Below are 16,467 nucleotides of genomic sequence, written 5' to 3'. Positions count from 1 at the left end.
ATTTAAAGCTCAAAGAACTGCTGTGTTACCTAATACGGTACCGAATTAGTACCTTTGCCGAAATTCAATTCCATATATGACGCTTACGCCACTTTCAGCAATTTCCCCTATCGACGGACGTTACCGTAACACCACCGAAAAGCTGGCTGATTACTTCTCTGAATATGCGCTGATCAAATACAGGGTATTTGTCGAGATCGAATATTTTATCGCCCTGTGCGAATATCCTTTGCCCCAGCTTCAGGATTATGACAAAAATGTATCAGAAAAGTTACGGGGCATTTATCAAAATTTTTCTGAAAACGACGCGCAGAGCATAAAGGATATTGAAAAGATAACCAACCACGATGTTAAAGCGGTTGAGTATTTCATTAAAAAGGAATTTGACAAGCTTGGCCTGGAAAAATACAAGGAGTTTATTCATTTCGGCCTTACATCGCAGGATATTAATAATACATCCATACCTTATACCTTTAAACTGGCAATTGATGAAAGCTATTTGCCGGCAATAAATGAACTGGTTAGCTTGTTGAAGAAATACGCCACCGACTGGGAGAAGCTGCCCATGCTGGCGCATACACACGGACAGCCCGCATCGCCAACACGCCTGGGGAAAGAAATACAGGTATTTATAGAAAGGCTTGAAAATCAGCTGACATTATTAAAACAAGTACCCTATTCCGCGAAATTTGGTGGTGCAACCGGCAACTTTAATGCACACCATATTGCATACCCGGAAATTGACTGGAAAAAATTCGGGAATCACTTTGTGAATGATATACTTGGACTCAGCCGATCGCAATACACCACTCAAATAGAGCATTACGACAATTTTGCCGCACAATGCGATGCCTTGAAACGAATCAATACAATCCTGATAGACCTTGACCGGGATATTTGGTCCTATATCTCTATGAATTATTTCAAACAGAAGATTAAGGAAGGTGAAGTTGGTTCGTCGGCTATGCCGCACAAGGTTAACCCGATAGATTTTGAAAATTCGGAAGGTAACCTGGGGATTGCCAACGCCTTGTTTGAACACCTGGCCGCCAAGCTGCCTGTATCACGCTTGCAACGTGACCTGACAGACTCGACCGTGCTTCGTAATATTGGCGTACCTGTGGCGCATACGCTGATCGCCATTAAATCAACAATAAAGGGTCTCAATAAATTGCTGCTTAATGAACCTGTGATCACCGCGCACCTGGAAGCCAACTGGGCGGTCGTGGCCGAAGCGATACAGACCATCCTCCGCCGCGAAGGCTATCCTAATCCGTACGAAGCATTAAAGGACCTTACCCGCACCAATGCAACTATTAACGCCGATACGATTGCTGCCTTTGTGGAAACGCTGGCTGTGAGCGATATCGTCAAAAATGAGATCAGGAAGATCAGTCCTTCGACTTATACGGGTATTTGAGCTGAAAGCAGAAGTCTAAAAGCAAAAAAGCTTTGGTCTTTCGGCTTTCTGCCTTTAGCTCAAAACGATGTCATTAGTCAGTAAAAACTATGCCATTATAGTATATAAATCAAAAACGTGGTTAAATTTGTCGCTGGATTTTAGAATAGAGCAAGATGAATATCAACGTATATACCGAATCGACACCTAACCCTGCAACCATGAAGTTCATTGTGAACAAGTTGCTGATCAATGGCAGTGTGGATTACCCTACCAAGCAAAGCGCCGAAAACTCCCCTTTCGCAAAGGAACTGTATAAATTTTCATTCGTTAACGGCGTTTTCTTTGCCAGCAACTTTGTTACGGTTACCAAAACCGAAGGCAGCGACTGGAACGATATTGAGCCTATCCTGAAGGAGTTTGTAAAAGGCGCAGTTGAATCTGAATTAAAAGCTCAGATCGAAGAAAAGGCGGCTGTCGCTTTTGAGGGCACTGATGCTGAGATTAAAATACAACAAATTTTAGAAGACTACGTTCGCCCGGCTGTTGAACAGGACGGCGGTGCCATTACTTATAAATCATTTAACGAAGGCGTTGTAACGGTCGAACTCCGCGGTTCGTGCAGCGGCTGTCCGTCATCAACCGTAACCCTGAAAGCGGGTATTGAGAACCTGCTGAAAAGAATGGTACCGGAAGTTACCGAAGTGGTATCGGAAGCATTATAATTTTGTGATTGCACCAATCTTGATTTGATTCCACTCATTATCGGTGCAATCAAATTGTTAATCGGTGTAATCTCTCCGTCCTAAAAATATTTCTGAATTATTCCCAGCGCTTCCTGTGTTATTTTTCCATTCGTGGCCAATAACTCACGCGTATTTAATACTTCACTTCCGCCTTTAAAATTAACCACTTCGCCGCCAGCCTGCCTTACAATAACAACTCCGGCTGCTATATCCCAGGCATTCAGGTTATACTCGTAGAAAGCTTCAAAACGACCGCAGGCAGTATAAACCAGGTCGACGGCAGCTGATCCCAACCGGCGTAAGCCATGGCAGCTTTTCATCAGTTCGGTAAATAATTCCATATAAGCTTGTTGCTTTTCGAAATCGTAATAAGGGAAGCCGGTTGCTATTAAACTACCGCCAACAGCAGGAATGTTGCTTACCCTGATCTGTTGCCCGTTCAAATATGCCGGCGAACCTTTGCAGGCGTAAAAACATTCGTCCAGGTTTATTTCATACACTACACCTATCACCAATTCATCATATTCCTGTAGCGCTATGCTGACAGAAAAAGTTGGCACTCCATGTATAAAATTGGTTGTTCCATCCAACGGATCGATGATCCAATTATAACGGTCCCCTGTTTTGGTGGTGGTTTTTTCTTCAGTAATAAAGCCGCTTTCCGGCAATAGCTGCTCCAGCCCGGCAACAATGATCTTCTCGGCCCCTTTATCCACGTAGGATACCAGGTCATTCAATCCTTTATATTCGATCTTATCCGGGCTGAAATTTTTCCTTTCCTGCCTGATAAAATCTCCTGCCTGTTTAGCAATATCGACTACCCGTTTGGTTAAATTTTCAAGATGCATGGTGCCTCAATGATAAACTGAACGAAAATGCCTTATGTATAAAATAGCTCGCAAAAAACAAACTTAATGCGGCTAAGGGTCTTGCAATAGGAGGATACATACCAACTATCTCCACCAGCAGTTTAACAACACCCCAATTGGCAAAAAAACCAACCACAGCAACCAAAACAAAACGAAAAAACTGTTTGGATGGTTTCGAAGTCGACTCGTTAAATACCATATAACGCGTTATAAGGAAGTTGACAACAACACCCAAAAAAAATGATATTGCGAGTGAAACAGTGAAATTGCGAAACGTAAAAGAAAATATTTTATACGTAGGCTGTGTAAGTAAATTATGGAACAACAAGTAAAAGGCGGAAATATCAACCAGAAACCCTAAACCTGCTGAAAAAACAAACCGAAGTACCTGGTTACGGGCCAGTTTTTTAGCAAGTTTACTATTTACCATGGGCAACAGGTTTCAGTTTATAAGCTCGCGACGATGTATATATCAGTGCGGCACCGCCGATTACGAGAATGACAGATATCAGTTCGGCCTGGGTAAACTCGATGCCGGCAACATGATATTTGGTATTTACCCTTATCAATTCAATAAAAAACCGCTCTATTCCCGCCAGTATCATATATATACCGAACATAACGCCAGGCGCTTTTATCTTATCCCTTATCTGCCATAAAAACAGGAATAAGAGAAGGCACACCACCGTTTCGTAAAAAGGCGTAGGAAATACCGGTATAGCCAGTTCGTGGCAAAATTTACCGCCGCACATGGGTATTTGTATGCCTTCGTCATTTACGTTGTGTGGGTATTTAAACGCCCACATCCAATCGGGCGCCCAGCTAAGCCAATGTGGCTTTGGGGCTATATTATTTATACCCCAATCACCATCGCCTGCCATCTGGCAGCCAATGCGGCCTACAGCATAAGCCAGCATCATGCCGGGTGCACCAATGTCAAGCATCGTCCGTGGCTTAATACCATGCTTATTTGCGATGTATAATACTGTTGCGCCACCGCATATAAGGCCGCCGTAAAACGTAAGGCCCTTCAGGCCTATCAGCATGCCAACGGGGTCGTTCAGGAAATCACCCCAGTTTTCAAGCGCGTTAAATACTTTGGCGCCGGCAAACCCCGTAATTGCCGCCCACAGCAATATGTTCCCCATCAACTCGTACGGATGAACCGTGACCACCTTTTCTTCGGGCTTGGGCAATTGCTGTTTCTTCTTTTCGGCGTACGCCCAATAGGCAAATAAGGCAGCGCCTATGATACCGCCCGCCCAACTGCCGCGCAGCGAAAGGATAAAGCCTTCGGTATCAGCCAGCAATTGGTGATAATTCATCACCATATCTACCAGCTTAAATCCCAATATAAAGCCGAACAACCCATTCAGCACCAGCTCTTCTGTCGAAGCGGGTTTGCCGACCACAATGTTTTTTTGAAAAGGGTGAATATATCCCAGCTTCTCTTTACGTTTAAATTCGTTGCTGAACGCCCAATACGCGGCAAGAAATGCAAAAGCTACAAAAAAACCGAAGGTTTGTATGGGTAGAGGAATATTCCAGCCGGTTAAATATTGTATGAGCGAACTTAAGGTAGGAAACATTTAGTGGTATTTTGAGACGAATATAAAATTAATGAACCAGTATTTCTGCGGCTTCGGTTATTTCCACGTCACCATCGGGTGAAATATTTGTTAAGTGTACCCTCTTCAACTCATTCACCAATACAGGGTCATACTTAGTTTTAACTTTCACATAATTTCGGGTAAAGCCATGCATATAACCGTCCTTTATGTCTGCTTCAAACAACACCTCGTCGGTTTTGTTCAATTGCCTTTCATAAAATGCACGGCGCTTTTTATCAGATAAAATGTGCAGCATCTTACTTCGCTCGGCGCGGGTCGAACCCGGAACGACGCCGATCATTTCGGCAGCCAATGTATTTTCTCTTTCTGAGTAAGTGAATACGTGCAGGTATGAAATATCAAGCCCGTTCAGGAAATTATAGGTATCGATAAAATCCTCCCGCGTTTCGCCCGGAAAACCTACGATCACATCCACACCGATACAGCAATCTGGCATAACCTCTTTGATTTTAGCGACACGTTCTGTATACAATTCGCGCTTATAACGGCGGCGCATCAATCCCAGTATTTTATTGTTCCCCGACTGCAGGGGGATATGAAAATGCGGCACAAAGTGCTTTGACCGTGATACGAATTCAATAATCTCGTCCGACAGTAAATTAGGCTCGATAGATGAAATACGTATCCTGTCGATACCCTCAACTTCATCCAAAGCTTTTACCAGGTCGAAGAACTTATCTTCGCGCTTGCCTTCCCTAATACCAAAATCGCCCAGGTTAACGCCGGTAAGTACGATTTCCTTTACACCAGACTCAACAATCCGCCTTGCCTGCTCCAGCACATGCTCAATGGTATCGCTACGACTAGCGCCACGGGCCAATGGTATGGTGCAAAAAGAACAGGAATAATCGCAGCCGTCCTGTACTTTTAAAAATGTCCGGGTACGGTCGCCAAAAGAATATGATGAAACGAACTGATTTGCTTCGCTCACGGGCTGGTTATAAACCAGAGTTTTTGGATTTTTGGTCAGGTCCTGTATATAATCGACGATCTGGAATTTCTCTGCAGCGCCCAGGACCATATCCACCCCGGGTATTTCGGCTATTTCCTTTGGTTTTAATTGTGCATAGCAGCCTACAATGGTGACATAGGCATTGGGCGATATTTTGAGCGCTTCCTTTACTACCTTTTTACACTTTTTATCCGCATTTTCGGTAACCGAACAGGTATTGATAACGAAAACATCCGGGGTATCGGTAAAATCAACCGTATCGAAACCGGCCTTATTAAAAAGCCGGCCAATGGTTGACGTTTCCGAATAGTTGAGCTTGCACCCCAGCGTATAAAATGCGACCTTCTTATTCATTTTGGCGCAAAGGTACGAATTATTGTTTTATTGCCCGATGGTTGATGGCAGTGGCAGTAAAGAGATATCAATCAATTATTCCTCGTTCCATCGATAGCTTTCATTGTCCAGCCCTATCAGATCTATGACCCGGTTTACCACCGTCATGGCGACATCTTCGATGGTTTGGGGCTTACTATAATATGATGGCACCGCCGGGCAAATAATTCCGCCGGCTTCGGTAACGGTTTGCATATTGCGGATATGGATCAGGTTAAATGGCATATCCCTTGCTACAAGGATCAATCTGCGTCGCTCCTTCAAAATAACATCTGCCGCACGGGTCACTAAATCGTCGGAGACACCACTGGCTATCCGCCCTAATGTGCCCATGGAGCATGGTATGATCACCATGGTATCAAACCGGGCCGAACCAGATGCGAAGGGTGCCATGAAATCCGTTTTTGCATAAAATTTGAAAGGTATCTTTTGGTAGTCATCATTATCCAGTTCGAACTGCCAAACCTGCTTCGCATTGTCTGACATCACGATGGCCACCTGGTCTGTCTGCGAACTCAATTGTTGTAGTTTCTCCAGTAACAGCTTTGCGTAAATGGCGCCGCTGGCGCCGGTAATAGCAACTACTATTCTCTTTTTCATCGTGGTGAGCAAAGGTAGGCATTAAAGTTAAGGGCACAAAAAAGGGCCGAATACAAGTACTCGACCCTACATCTACCTATGAAAAACATGCCCTATGAGAGGGCACTACAAATGTAACAACTGTTTTTTAATTTTTAAACAAATTTTTAATATTTTTTTAATCCCTGTGAAGCAGGTTTTTTTCAATCAAAGTCTGGATGATCCCGTCCACTAAACCCACACTCGGGACATAGATATTTTTGATGTTCGCCCACTTCATCACCGAAAGGAATATCTCGCTTGCCGGAATGATCACATCGGCACGGTCCTGGTTGATTCCCAGCACGTTAATCCGATCCTTCAACGAAAAAGAATTCAAATAACTGTAAAGCGACTTAAGTTTCAGGAAGGTTAAAGGGGCGCCGTTCTTCTCTTCCGACAGCCTGTAGAGTTTATTAATATTCCCCCCCGTCCCTATGCCGCTTACTGTTTTGAACATCCGGGTGTGTTCGCGCACAAACTCGCGCATTTCCTGCCAGGTCTCTTCCTTGTCCTGGTTATCCAGGATACGGATGGTACCGACGTTAAATGAGCGCGACGCCAGCAATTTTCCATCCGAAAAAAGGGAAAGTTCGGTACTGCCGCCGCCCACATCAATGTACAGATAGTTCTTGCTTTTATCAATGTTCTCCTCCGAATGGTTGGAGTAAATTATCTTTGCTTCTTTTTGCCCGTTGATGATCTCCAGATCTATCTCAGCTTCGGTCTTGATGGTGTGCACGATCTCCTGTCCGTTCCTGGCCTCGCGCATGGCCGAGGTGGCGTACGCCGTATAGTCGGTCACCTTGTAAACATCCATCAGGTTGCGGAACGCCCGCATCGTTTTTACCAGGTCGGTGGCTTTCCGGTCGGATATATATTGGTCCAGGAAGGCGTCATCGCCTAAACGGAGCGGCACACGTATCAAGGTATTTTTTTTGAACGAAACAGACTCGTTGTTCTCAATAATATCAGCTATAAGCAACCTTATCGCGTTCGAGCCTATGTCAATAGCGGCGTATTTCAATTTTTGTTAGTTTTTATGTTTCAGGTAATTGTAAATGTCTATCTGCGCCCTGCAAGGCATATCACTTTTGGTTTTGTGATATTTGTTATTGTTCTGGCTGTTGATCTCGCGGGCCTTCGTATTATCCTCTAACTGGATATCGATAATATCCCGTATCTCTTTTTTTATTTCTTCATCGTATATCGGGAAGCCAACCTCTACCCTGTTATCAATGTTCCGGGTCATAAAATCGGCCGAGGTAAGGTACATCAGCTCTTTGCCGCCATTGCAATAAATGTGTATGCGCGCGTGTTCCAAATATTTATCGACAATACTGATCACTTCAATATTCTCGCTCCAACCTTTAACTCCGGGCACAAGGCAACACATACCCCGCACAATCATTTTTATTTTTACGCCTGCGTTACTTGCCTGGTATAATTTATTTATAACCTGCTCATCCGCCAGGCTATTCATTTTGAATATCATATAAGCCTCTTTGCCGGCTTTGGCGTTCTTTATCTCGTTATCTATCAGCTTGTATATAGCCGGCCTTGAGTCTATCGGCGAAACGATCAAATGCTTTAGGCCTTTTGCCAGGCTGTTTTGCTTTAGCGCCTTAAACACTTCAACGAGGTCGTCAGTCAGTTTCTTGTTAGCTGTGAATAATGTGTGATCGGCGTAAATTTTCGCTGTTTTTTCATTAAAGTTACCGGTCGAAAAGCAAGCGTAATGCACCTGTTTGCCTTTTTCAACACGGGTAACCAAACATATCTTTGAATGTACCTTATAATTGGGCACACCATATAATACCGATACCCCCTCTTCTTCCAACCGGCTGCTGTAAGTAATATTGTTCTGTTCGTCAAAACGGGCGCGCAGCTCCACCAGGCAGGTAACTTTTTTACCGTTCTTGGCCGCGTTTATCAGCGCGTGTATGACATGCGAATGATCGGCCATGCGGTATAACGTTATGTTAATCTCCTTTACTTTCGGGTCGATGGCCGCTTCGCGCAGGAAGTGTATCACATAGTCGTACGATTGGTATGGCGTACTTACCAGGTAATCTTTTTTAGCTATCAATTCCATCAAGCTCTTCCCGAACGATAACCCTTCCACCGGCAGCGGCGGATACCAGGCATATTCCAATTCGGGCCTGCCCACATTGGGAAATGAGATAAAGTTTTTAAAATTGAGATAGCGGTTGCCTGGTATCAGGTTTTCGGCGTGCAGGCCAATGTTTTTCACGATGTAATTAACCATTTCCAAAGGCATTTCGCTATCATACAGCAGGCGCATCGGTTTGCCTTTTTTGCGCTTTTGCAGGCTTTTGGATAAGGCGTCGATGAATTTTTCGCTCACCTCTTTGTCCAGGTCCAATTCTGCATCACGGGTTAGCTGTATGGAGTACGCCTCGATGTTATCATGGTCGAAAATGAAGAAAATATCTTCCAGCGAATACCGGATAATATCATCCAGCAGGATAATAAATTTAAGGTTGTTGGTCTCTGGAAGCACAAGGAACCTCGATAAGCTATCCCGGATCTCGATAAGTGCATACCGCGACTTTTGCTTCTTGGTCAGCTTAACAAAAAAGTAAACACCCCTGTCGCGAAGCTCAGGGAACGGCTGCCCCTCGTCCAGCATAATGGGTACCAGCGTTGCCAACAAACGTTCGCGAAAGTAGCTTTTCACAAAAGCGCCGCGGGTTACGTTCAACTGTTTGTCATTCAGGATAAATATTTTTTCCTCGGCAAGCTGTTTGATAATAATGTTCTCGTACAGGTTGTAAAATTTCCGCTCCTGTTTTACAACGATGTTCTTGATCTGGTTGAGCACCTTTTTGGGATTATAGCCCAGCAGCTCCTTGGCCTTCTCGTTCAGGTTGGCAAGGCGGCTCATCGTTGCTACCCGCACCCGGTAAAACTCATCAAGGTTGGACGAAAAGATGGCCAGGAACCTTATGCGGTCGATCAGTGGTACCGTCGGGTCGGACGCTTCCTGCAAAACCCTGTCATTAAAATATAACCAGCTTATTTCCCTGTTGATTAAAGGTATCTTTTTAACATCCATAAATTAGGGCCAAAGCCATTAACTACAAAACTGCCTATTTATTTGTTAAGATAATATTAAGCAAACATTAAATAGTAACTATTATGCGTAATAAATTCATCTGACAGCCGCAGCGATTAATTTGTATGTTTACATCATAAAACCTCTGAAATATGCCAACATTTGATATCGTAAGCAAAATTGACGGCCAAACGCTCGACAACGCCATCAACACAGCAAAAAAGGAAATACTGAACCGGTACGATTTCCACGACTCCAAAAGCACCATCGAACTGGACAAAAAAACCAACCAGCTCACCATCGTTACCGAGAATGATATGCGCCTGAAAGCCATTAAGGATTCTATCATCAGCCGCATGATAAAGCAGGGGCTTGATCCGTCATCGCTCGATGACGGCAAGGAGCAGTACGCATCCGGTAACATGATACGCAAGGAAATTAAGATCAGGGAGGGCATCGACAAGCCAACCGCATCAAAGATCGTTAAGAAAATAAAGGACAGCGGCCTTAAGGTGCAGGCCTCCATTATGGACGACCAGCTGCGTGTACAGGGCAAAAAGATCGACGACCTGCAGGCGGTTATCGCCCTTTGCCGTAAAGAGGATTTCGGCCAGCCGCTGCAATATATTAACATGAGAAACTAAATACACTAAGTGTTCACGCCACCGCCGCCTGCGGAGCAAAACAAATTGCAACTATCTAATTATCAACGCATTAAACACAAGCAACCGTCAAAAAGTGCCCTATTTTTGCAATTTTCGTGAACACCATTCTTATATTTTCTTGTTTATCAAGCCATTAGCTATTCGCTAAATCGGTCGTTTTTATGGCACTTTTTACCCGAAAAATCACAAACAGGCAAAAAAAGTCAACTTAAGGCTAAATTGAGACGTTTTTTGTCCACGGGTGTCCCGGCTTTTCAGCGTGCCTTTTGCCCGGCACCCGAAAAACAGGTTGATTTTAAATGTAAGTTTTGAATTTTAGATACACTAAGTATCGGAGACTGGTGATTGGCGACCAGGTTCCCCTATCCAGGTATCGTGAAGATTGACGAGCGCAGCCATGCACGGGTGAATACCCCCCGTTGGAATACCGAAAGTTGCCTGTGTCCCCACAGGCAACTTTCGGATCACTGACAAAACGCAGTCACCAATGTTATAGCGACTATTTCATATATTTATAGTTAAGGATAAATAGTACGTTAGATTTATCCACGAAGAGCCTTTCCGTTGCCGCCGGGTCTCCCGACGGGGACCCGGCGGTAGCACAAAAATAAAATCTCACACCCCAAACACTCCCCTCTCAATTATTCCCTATCTTAGCACCACCACATAAAATCTGAAAAGTGAAAAGACTGTTTATTATTGAAGACGACGCCGATGTACGCGATATGCTGGTTTTCCTGTTCGAAAACAACGGGCACGAAGTTATAAAGGGCGACCAAGCGGTAACAGTTGAAGAACTGGATAGCATAAAGCCGCATGTTATTATCGTTGATTATAAACTGAACGGTGCTTCGGGCAACGATGTTTGTTCACGGCTGAAGGCAAACGAGATCACCAAAACGATACCCGTAATCCTGTATTCATCTACCGAGGATATCCCAGTTAAAGGTACCACCGCCGACGCCGTTGCAGGAAAATCACTCGGGCTGGAAGACCTCTCCTACCTGGTTCACAGGCTGGCATTCCTGAATTAGTACTAAGGCTGCATCAGCTTGAATGGTCGTGCAAAATTTTCCAGCCTTGTTTGGTCAACACCATTACCAGCGAATACCGCCCCGAACGCTCGGGCAGGCTATTGCCCGCAAGGGTAAATTTCCCGGTAAGCAGGGCGTACTTTTTCCCCAGCATGGTTACTTTAAACTCACTGTAAGACAGTTTCTGTTTGGGCATTTTACCGTTAAAATACTTTGTGGCATACAATTTTCTTATGGCGGCTAACCCAACCGGGCCGGTAGGGTACATCATAGTCGATGAATCGGTGTACATCGTCATAAAACTATTCAGGTCACCCTTGTTCCAGTCGCCGGCCGAATTGTTCATGGCAGTAATAATTGCTGATTTGTCGTCAGTCTGCGCCCGTGCGACATGCGCAGTGAAAAATACAATAATGGCCAGCACGGGCATGGTTTTGATGAAAGGGATATTTCGTTTCATGTTTTAGTCGATTTCTAATTCAATATTAGAAATTAAAAGCGGCATTTCGATGTGTGATTATCCTCTTTATGAAAAGACATTTACCTCTCGTCGAGCCCTCAAACGAAAAAAAGACGTCATGGCGAGGAACGAAGCCATCTCTACACTTGCAAATCATGAAGCAAAGTCTTTTTTGCGGAGCCTAAGCACAAGGCTATTCATTTGTCAGCCCATCGTATAAGTCCACCCATTCCGGATTTATGGAGTTGATCAGCTTTATCTTGTTTTTTCTGTTACCGGCCTGAGCTGCTTTTTCAGCTGCAATGGCTTCCTCAATGTGTGGATAAAAATAATAATAGACCAATTTATCGCAATTGTACCTTGCCGTAAAACTTTTAGGGTATACTTTGTTTTTATGCTTCCAAACCCTGGCTACTATATCAGAAGTGACCTCGGTATATAAAACAGTACGCATTTTATTAGTCATGATGTAAACACAACCACCTCGTTTCATAAATTATTCCGAAATAGCTTCTAAAAATAATAAAGCTCCATTGACTGGCAAAGTGCAGAGATGGCTTCGTTCCTCGCCATGACGACCTGGTTTTTTACCATTTAATTTAAAGCCGCTGGAACCCTTAGGGAACAACTATTTCAGGTTCTTCATAAAAAATTCCGAAGCCAGGCCGGCCACCTGCTGATGTATGGCATGCCGATCCACCGATGGGTCATCTGTAAAATAAACGGGCGCCTGCTTTTTAACTGGTTCGGCAGCTTCGCCCAGGAAAACGTAGTGGCCTGCTTTGCCCTTAACCAGCGTATACTGTGATGCCGGCATCAGTTTATGATATTGGGCCGCGTTTGTTTTATAGGGCGCAATGCTGTCACTTTCGGCCCCCACAATATAAACGGGACCTGTTACATTTTTAAATTGCGAGGCGCTTAAAAAGCCCTGTCCTATAGCCGGGCATATAGCGAAGAATGCTCTGATCCGTTTGTCTTTTAGCGATTTTGGGCTTTTTTCGTATGATTTCCTGACATCGTCCATCTTGATCGTACTAAACAGGTTGGGAAACTCAGGCAGTTCAACTTCTTTAGTTTGTTCCAGGGCATTGAAATCCAGCTGCCCGCCAGCCAGCGCGATAACAGTATAGCCGCCGATGGAAAACCCTGCGGCCCCTATTTTGTCCTTATCAACATGAGGGCCGAACGTCTTATCGTTGAGCAAGCCGGTCAATACAAAGCTAATATCCCGCGCTCTTTCCCAGGGTGTCACAAAGTCTATCGCGATCTTATTGTCATAGGTATTGCCCCAATGATCCACCGCCGCTACCATAAAGCCATGATGTACCAGGTTATCAGCCAGCCACTCGAGCGTGAGCCTTCCACCGCCGGTCCCATGCGAGATCAATATCAGCGGATATTTCTTATCGCCTATAGTGCCATTTTTAACCGTTGCTTCGTTCAAAAAAGGCTCAAAATCTTTACCGGGTTTAACAGCGTCAGCCGTAGGGTACCACACCTCTGTTACCAATGGTCTTTCTCGTGTCGTGTCGTTAAAGCGGATCGTCCTTTCGCCAATGTTCTGTGCCGAAGCAAAAACCGGCAACAGGAAGCTGATTATTATAAAAATTGATCGTTTCATAAATGCAAAGCACGCAATAAGGCATCGTCTCAAAATTGACAAATGTCAATAAATCAAATTTTCGATTTTAACCTGCTCAGGGTTTCCTGCGAGATGCCTAAATAATCGGCAATGATCTTTGACGGCAGCCGTTGTATCAAACCCGGCTCGCTTTCCATCAGTTGGGTATAGCGCTCTTTCGCACTCATCGTTATCAGGCTTTCTATACGTTTGATAGAGGCAATGTAATCCCTTTCCAAATTTACCCGGTATATCTTTTCCCAGGCCGGTAATACATCAGGCAGCGCCCTGAAATCCTGGTAACTTAAAAGCAGTATTTCCGATGTTTCAATAGCCTGGATGTAAGCCAGCGATGGTTCCTGCAAAATAAAGCTCGGGAATGCGGTACCAAACCGGCCTTCGGGTATAAGGAAACGGGTTGATTCCCTGCCCTCCCTATCCATTAAATAAACGCGCAGGCACCCTTTGTTTACAAAATAAATGCAGCGCGAAACGCTCCCTGCCTCCAGCAATATCTCGCCCCGCTTAGTACGCCGCCATTTAAACCGGCTGCAAAAAACATCGAATTCGTCATCGCTTAGTTCGGTATTTTTTTCCAGGTAGCTTTTCAGTTGCTCGTACATGCCTTTGATCTGTAACAAGCCTTTAAGGTAATTATTCTTCAACCGAATAAAGAATCACGGGCGTTATCAGGCATCGGGGAAGGTGACCCTGAATGTTGTGCCCTTACCTAGTTCGCTCTCTACATCTATTGTTCCGCCTATACTTTCCACCTGCATTTTTACCATGAACAGCCCCATGCCCTTGCCTTCCACGCTGGTATCAAAGCGTTTATATAAACCAAAAAGGTCCTTCATGTTACGGGCATCTATCCCCTTGCCGTTATCTTTAAAGAATATCTCCATGTTATCCGCATTTTTTCGCGTAAAGATGCTTATGACCGGGTCGGTATCGGGGCGGCTGTACTTTATAGCATTCAATATCAGGTTATAAAATATGCTGTGCATATAGCTTTTTACCTTTACTATCTTATTTACGGCAGCAAAATCACACTTGATCACAACATGCTGTTTGGTTATAAAATTATGCAGGCTCATCTTAATATCGTCGACGAGGACGCTAAAATAGATATCCTCGCGGCGCTCCCTTACATCGTGCCGCACCTGTAAAATATGGTTCAGGTCCATGATCATTCCGTCCAGCACGTCGATAGACGTTGCCAATGAAGTTTTGATCTCCTGGCTCTCGTTAATATTAAAATCAAAGCTGTTCAGCATATTTGAAAGCCCTTTAATATTGGCTACTGGCGCCCGCAGGTTATGTGAAACGATATAGGTAAATTGTTCAAGATCTTTATTACGTTGTACAAGGTCGGCAGTAATACGGTCGCGTTCCAGTTCCGATATTTTTCGGCCGGTAATATCTTTAAAAGCCACCATAAAGCCAGTGTGCTCGTTCAGCGCATTACCGATGCCCACCCATCTTACCTCGTACCATTTCACCCCTCCATCCCTAAGATCATAACTGGTTTCGTAGCTCACCATTTCATTATTTGATATTTTTTGAATGGCCTCTTTAAGGTTCGGTATCTTGTTTTTGGGAAAATAGCTGAAGGCGTTGGCTCCTGTCTTAAGTTTTTTGTTAAATTGCTCAAGGCACAACTCATTAGCTTTGGTGTTGAATGAAACTACCTTTTGTTCGGCATTGCACAATACGTAGGCGATATCCGTGTTCTCGAATATGGTTTGCAAGTTTGCTTTAGACTGCAGCATCAACTCCTCGGCCTCCTTCCTGTCGGTAATATCAATATGTAACACCACTGCACCTTTCTTGGTTTTATCTGTTAAAGGTGCAACCAGCAACTGGAACCACACCTTTTTGTGGTCCGAATAATAGGAGTACTCCATTGAAAATTCATCCCGCTCCCCCTCAATTATTTCTTTTATTCCCCTGGCTATTTGCTTTTCCGACACCGGATCGACGCCGGTAGCTTTTTCGGAGATGGCTAAGTAACTAAAGCCGATGCCATGCCGGGGCACACCCAGGTTGTTTGCAAGCGTAAACCTTATCCACGCGTCGTTTACCGCTACTATCTTTCCTGCTTCGTTCAGCAACACCATATTCGGCGGCATCGCATTTAAAATATCCGATTGCCGGTCGCTGGCGGCTTTCAGTTCTGCTATATTTTCCTGTATCTCTATCTGTGCAAGCGTACGGCGGGTTACATCCTGGCTAAAACCGATAATGTGGGCTGGTTCATTCCTATCATTCAGTTCAAACTCAAATTGCATATGAAGGAAACGTACGCTGCCATCTTTATTTATTACACTGACATCCGCCTCTGCGGGTTCGGTGTTGAAGCCCATATCTTTAAACAAGTCTTTTATCTTGCCCGTATCTTCGGGGTGTATGTTTCTCAGGAAATTCTCCATAGACGGGTCCACCTCGCCGTTTTCATAACCAAGCAAACGGTAGGTACCTGCAGACCATGTGGTGAACGTGTTGTTCATATCCATTCGCCAGGTACCAAACTCGGCCAACGATTCGGCCTTTGTAAACAAGGCCTCACTGGCAAAAATCCTGTCCAGGTAAATTTGCCGTTCATTGTCCGACTGGTATTTACCTATGGCATTCAAAATTGCATTGGGTAAGCGCTGTAAACGGTCTTTCAGCACATAATCAGAGGCTCCCTCTTTCATTACGTTAACTGCAAACTCTTCGGATACTGTCGCAGTTATCAGGATAAATGGTATGTTCTTCTCCCGCTGCTTCAATAGCTTCAGTGCCTCAAGCGAATTAAATGCCGGAAGGGAATGATCGGAAAGTATAACGTCAGGGTCGAATTTTTCAAGAGCTTCAAGATATTCAGCCTTCGTATCTACCACAAGTTTTTCAAAAGCGATACCGGACCGCCGGAGCGTCCTGTCAATCAGTTCTGCATCACTTTCAATATCTTCAATATGCAATATTCTTAAACTTTGGGTCATAGTATAAATT

Annotated in this window: 16 protein-coding genes; 4 read left to right on the top strand and 12 right to left on the bottom strand. The window is 44.4% G+C overall.

Annotated features, from left to right (window positions below):
* The first annotated feature begins 76 nt into the window (after positions 1-76).
* Both purB and VL525_RS20665 read left to right on the top strand, forming a co-directional pair.
* Entirely contained in the window at positions 77-1,420 is a 1,344-nt protein-coding gene (gene purB / locus VL525_RS20670) for an adenylosuccinate lyase (RefSeq protein ID WP_325389251.1), read from the top strand.
* Between the two features lie 155 nt (positions 1,421-1,575).
* The gene (locus VL525_RS20665; protein WP_325389249.1) at positions 1,576-2,124 is read left to right on the top strand and encodes a NifU family protein; all 549 of its coding nucleotides are present in this window, start codon (positions 1,576-1,578) and stop codon (positions 2,122-2,124) included.
* 80 nt (positions 2,125-2,204) lie between these two features.
* Here VL525_RS20665 and VL525_RS20660 read toward each other — a convergent pair whose 3' ends face one another.
* The 7 genes from VL525_RS20660 to ppk1 all read right to left on the bottom strand — a co-directional run bounded on the left by VL525_RS20660 (position 2,205) and on the right by ppk1 (position 9,687).
* The gene (locus VL525_RS20660) at positions 2,205-2,993 is read right to left on the bottom strand and encodes an inositol monophosphatase family protein (RefSeq protein ID WP_325389247.1); all 789 of its coding nucleotides are present in this window, start codon (positions 2,991-2,993) and stop codon (positions 2,205-2,207) included.
* Positions 2,983-3,444, bottom strand: a complete 462-nt coding sequence (locus VL525_RS22860) for a GtrA family protein (RefSeq protein ID WP_414684809.1) — start codon at positions 3,442-3,444, stop codon at positions 2,983-2,985. Before VL525_RS22860 ends, VL525_RS20660 begins: the two co-directional genes overlap by 11 nt.
* Complete coding sequence (locus VL525_RS20655; RefSeq protein ID WP_325389245.1) at positions 3,434-4,603, bottom strand: prolipoprotein diacylglyceryl transferase; 1,170 nt, start codon at positions 4,601-4,603, stop codon at positions 3,434-3,436. Before VL525_RS20655 ends, VL525_RS22860 begins: the two co-directional genes overlap by 11 nt.
* A gap of 28 nt (positions 4,604-4,631) precedes the next feature.
* Positions 4,632-5,951, bottom strand: a complete 1,320-nt coding sequence (mtaB, locus tag VL525_RS20650) for a tRNA (N(6)-L-threonylcarbamoyladenosine(37)-C(2))-methylthiotransferase MtaB (RefSeq protein ID WP_325389243.1) — start codon at positions 5,949-5,951, stop codon at positions 4,632-4,634.
* A gap of 75 nt (positions 5,952-6,026) precedes the next feature.
* Positions 6,027-6,590, bottom strand: a complete 564-nt coding sequence (locus VL525_RS20645) for a UbiX family flavin prenyltransferase (RefSeq protein WP_325389241.1) — start codon at positions 6,588-6,590, stop codon at positions 6,027-6,029.
* Positions 6,591-6,747: 157 nt separating this feature from the next.
* Complete coding sequence (locus VL525_RS20640) at positions 6,748-7,635, bottom strand: exopolyphosphatase (protein ID WP_325389239.1); 888 nt, start codon at positions 7,633-7,635, stop codon at positions 6,748-6,750.
* 6 nt (positions 7,636-7,641) lie between these two features.
* Positions 7,642-9,687 (bottom strand): polyphosphate kinase 1, encoded by a 2,046-nt coding sequence (gene ppk1 / locus VL525_RS20635; RefSeq protein ID WP_325389237.1) that lies wholly within the window; start codon positions 9,685-9,687, stop codon positions 7,642-7,644.
* Positions 9,688-9,839: 152 nt separating this feature from the next.
* Here ppk1 and VL525_RS20630 point away from each other — a divergent pair, with 152 nt between their 5' ends.
* Positions 9,840-10,331 carry a YajQ family cyclic di-GMP-binding protein gene (locus VL525_RS20630; protein WP_325389235.1) on the top strand — a complete coding sequence of 164 codons (492 nt, stop codon included), beginning with the start codon at positions 9,840-9,842 and terminating at the stop codon, positions 10,329-10,331.
* A 701-nt stretch (positions 10,332-11,032) separates the two neighbouring features.
* Positions 11,033-11,386 (top strand): response regulator, encoded by a 354-nt coding sequence (locus VL525_RS20625; RefSeq protein ID WP_325389233.1) that lies wholly within the window; start codon positions 11,033-11,035, stop codon positions 11,384-11,386.
* Positions 11,387-11,399: 13 nt separating this feature from the next.
* Here the strand turns inward: VL525_RS20625 and VL525_RS20620 are convergent, their stop codons facing one another.
* The 5 genes from VL525_RS20620 to VL525_RS20600 all read right to left on the bottom strand — a co-directional run bounded on the left by VL525_RS20620 (position 11,400) and on the right by VL525_RS20600 (position 16,457).
* Positions 11,400-11,846 (bottom strand): YybH family protein, encoded by a 447-nt coding sequence (locus VL525_RS20620; protein WP_325389231.1) that lies wholly within the window; start codon positions 11,844-11,846, stop codon positions 11,400-11,402.
* Positions 11,847-12,039: 193 nt separating this feature from the next.
* On the bottom strand, positions 12,040-12,339 hold the full coding sequence (locus tag VL525_RS20615) for a GIY-YIG nuclease family protein (RefSeq protein ID WP_325389229.1): 300 nt from the start codon (positions 12,337-12,339) through the stop codon (positions 12,040-12,042).
* A 135-nt stretch (positions 12,340-12,474) separates the two neighbouring features.
* Entirely contained in the window at positions 12,475-13,470 is a 996-nt protein-coding gene (locus tag VL525_RS20610) for a hypothetical protein (protein WP_325389227.1), read from the bottom strand.
* A gap of 53 nt (positions 13,471-13,523) precedes the next feature.
* Positions 13,524-14,135 (bottom strand): Crp/Fnr family transcriptional regulator, encoded by a 612-nt coding sequence (locus VL525_RS20605; protein WP_325389225.1) that lies wholly within the window; start codon positions 14,133-14,135, stop codon positions 13,524-13,526.
* Positions 14,136-14,159: 24 nt separating this feature from the next.
* On the bottom strand, positions 14,160-16,457 hold the full coding sequence (locus tag VL525_RS20600) for a PAS domain S-box protein (protein ID WP_325389223.1): 2,298 nt from the start codon (positions 16,455-16,457) through the stop codon (positions 14,160-14,162).
* Positions 16,458-16,467 lie beyond the last annotated feature (10 nt).

This window comes from Mucilaginibacter sp. (genome assembly GCF_035492695.1).
In the GTDB taxonomy this organism is placed as follows: domain Bacteria; phylum Bacteroidota; class Bacteroidia; order Sphingobacteriales; family Sphingobacteriaceae; genus Mucilaginibacter.
This window is presented reverse-complemented; position numbering and strand designations above follow the sequence as displayed.

Excerpts from the sequence above, each read along its gene's own strand:
- purB (WP_325389251.1), top strand. The coding sequence starts at position 77 with ATGACGCTTACGCCACTTTCAGCAATTTCCCCTATCGACGGACGTTAC.
- VL525_RS20665 (WP_325389249.1), top strand. The coding sequence starts at position 1,576 with ATGAATATCAACGTATATACCGAATCGACACCTAACCCTGCAACCATG.
- VL525_RS20660 (WP_325389247.1), bottom strand. The coding sequence starts at position 2,993 with ATGCATCTTGAAAATTTAACCAAACGGGTAGTCGATATTGCTAAACAG.
- VL525_RS22860 (WP_414684809.1), bottom strand. The coding sequence starts at position 3,444 with ATGGTAAATAGTAAACTTGCTAAAAAACTGGCCCGTAACCAGGTACTT.
- VL525_RS20655 (WP_325389245.1), bottom strand. The coding sequence starts at position 4,603 with ATGTTTCCTACCTTAAGTTCGCTCATACAATATTTAACCGGCTGGAAT.
- mtaB (WP_325389243.1), bottom strand. The coding sequence starts at position 5,951 with ATGAATAAGAAGGTCGCATTTTATACGCTGGGGTGCAAGCTCAACTAT.
- VL525_RS20645 (WP_325389241.1), bottom strand. The coding sequence starts at position 6,590 with ATGAAAAAGAGAATAGTAGTTGCTATTACCGGCGCCAGCGGCGCCATT.
- ppk1 (WP_325389237.1), bottom strand. The coding sequence starts at position 9,687 with ATGGATGTTAAAAAGATACCTTTAATCAACAGGGAAATAAGCTGGTTA.
- VL525_RS20630 (WP_325389235.1), top strand. The coding sequence starts at position 9,840 with ATGCCAACATTTGATATCGTAAGCAAAATTGACGGCCAAACGCTCGAC.
- VL525_RS20620 (WP_325389231.1), bottom strand. The coding sequence starts at position 11,846 with ATGAAACGAAATATCCCTTTCATCAAAACCATGCCCGTGCTGGCCATT.
- VL525_RS20615 (WP_325389229.1), bottom strand. The coding sequence starts at position 12,339 with ATGAAACGAGGTGGTTGTGTTTACATCATGACTAATAAAATGCGTACT.
- VL525_RS20610 (WP_325389227.1), bottom strand. The coding sequence starts at position 13,470 with ATGAAACGATCAATTTTTATAATAATCAGCTTCCTGTTGCCGGTTTTT.
- VL525_RS20600 (WP_325389223.1), bottom strand. The coding sequence starts at position 16,457 with ATGACCCAAAGTTTAAGAATATTGCATATTGAAGATATTGAAAGTGAT.